General features: G+C 72.8%; 1 protein-coding gene. It reads right to left on the bottom strand.

Annotated features, from left to right (window positions below):
* Positions 1-1,459: condensation domain-containing protein (locus ACIQOV_RS40825; RefSeq protein ID WP_401056120.1), on the bottom strand; the 1,459-nt coding region annotated here is incomplete at its 3' end.
* Between the last annotated feature and the right edge of the window lie 108 nt (positions 1,460-1,567).

Here is a 1,567-nt window from a genome sequence, read left to right as displayed (position 1 = left end):
CACCACCCGACGCGTCCGACACCGCCACCGCACCCGGCGTCCGCACCGCCTGCGCCTCGAACAGCTCCGGCAGCGTCACCGCCGGCACCTCACGCACCGTGTCGTTCCACCCGAACAGCACCAGCTCCCGCTCCGCCTCGCCCAACACCTCGACCCGACGGAGCGGGGTGTCGGCGGGGGCGGCGGCCATCGCCAGCAGGGTGTTGCGGAAGAGGGCCACCTTGGCGCGGTTGGTGTCGTCGCTGTAGAGCTCGGGGTTGACGTCCGCGGCGATGCCGATGAGGCCGTCGGTGGAGTTGTCGTAGAGCGACAGCGAGAAGTCGTTGAAGTGGCCGCCGCCCAGCGGCTTCAGCCGGACCGAGCAGTTGCCGAAGGCGAGGTCGTAGTCGAACGGCATGGCGCTCATGACCAGGCTGAACAGGTTGCCGCGGCCGACCAGCCCGAGGTCCCGGAGGATGTCCTCGTAGCGGTATCGCTGGTGGCGCAGGGCGGTGCGGATCGCGGTCCCGACCCGCCGGACGAGCTGCTGGAGGGTGAGGTCGTCCGACACGGCCACCCGGATCGGCAGCATGTTGGCCGCCATGCCGGGGACGTCGAGTTCCTGGCGGCTCCGGCCGAGGACGGGGACGCCGATGACGACGTCCTCGACGCCGGTCAGGCGGTGGAAGCAGAGCACGGAGGCGGCGATGGCCAGGCCGGAGACGGTGGTCCGCAGACCGCGTGCGGCCGTGCGGAGGTGCGCGGAGGTCTCGGCGTCGACGGTCTCGGCGTGCCGGGCCAGGGTGTGCGGGGTGCCGACGGGCGGGCGTCCGCCGCTGAGGCTGGGCATGTCCGGGCGGTCGGCCAGGGTTTCGGCCCAGTACGCGCGGTCCTCGGCGAAGCTCGCCGAGGCGCGGTACTCGGTGTCCTTGTCCAGGAGGGTGTCCAGCGGCACCGTCCGCGGCTCGGGCACCGGGCCGCCGGCCGCGAGGGCGGTGTAGTGGGCGGCCACCCGCGAGGCGACGATGGCGCCGCTGAAGCCGTCGGCGGCGATGTGGTGGCCGCGCTGGTACCAGAGGTGGCGGTCGGCGGCGACGCGGAACAGGGCGTAGGTGAAGAGGCGGTCGCGGTCCAGCCGCATCGGCCGGGCCAGGTCGGCGCGCATCCAGGCCTCGGCGGCGGCGACCGGGTCGCGCTCGGCGCTGACGTCGAAGGTGTGCAGCGGCCAGTCGTCCGAGACGGCCACGTACTGGCGCAGCGAGGTGCCCGATCCGGTGAAGCGCACGTGGAGGGGTTCGACCCGTCCGGTGATCTCCCGCACGGCCCGCTCGAACAGCTGCGGGTCCAGGTCCCCTTCGATCTCCAGGCACTGGGCCACGCTGTAGACGGGGTTGTCCGGGTCGAGTTGCTGAGCGTTCCAGATGCCTCGCTGCGCGGCAGAGAGCTCCTTGTACGCGACGCCGACTTCTGACGTGCTCATACCACTCCATCGTCCCGTTGTGAGCGTGTTTCCACGCGTGCGTGCGTGCGGGCCCGGGGTCGTCCGGCCTCGGGGCAGGGGCCTCCCGCAGGGGGTGCCGGCGCCGGG

The organism is Kitasatospora sp. NPDC091257 (assembly GCF_044757675.1).
GTDB classification, from domain to species: domain Bacteria; phylum Actinomycetota; class Actinomycetes; order Streptomycetales; family Streptomycetaceae; genus Kitasatospora; species Kitasatospora lactacystinica.
The sequence above is the reverse complement of the archived record's forward strand: the minus strand, read 5'-3'. Positions and strand labels throughout refer to the sequence as shown.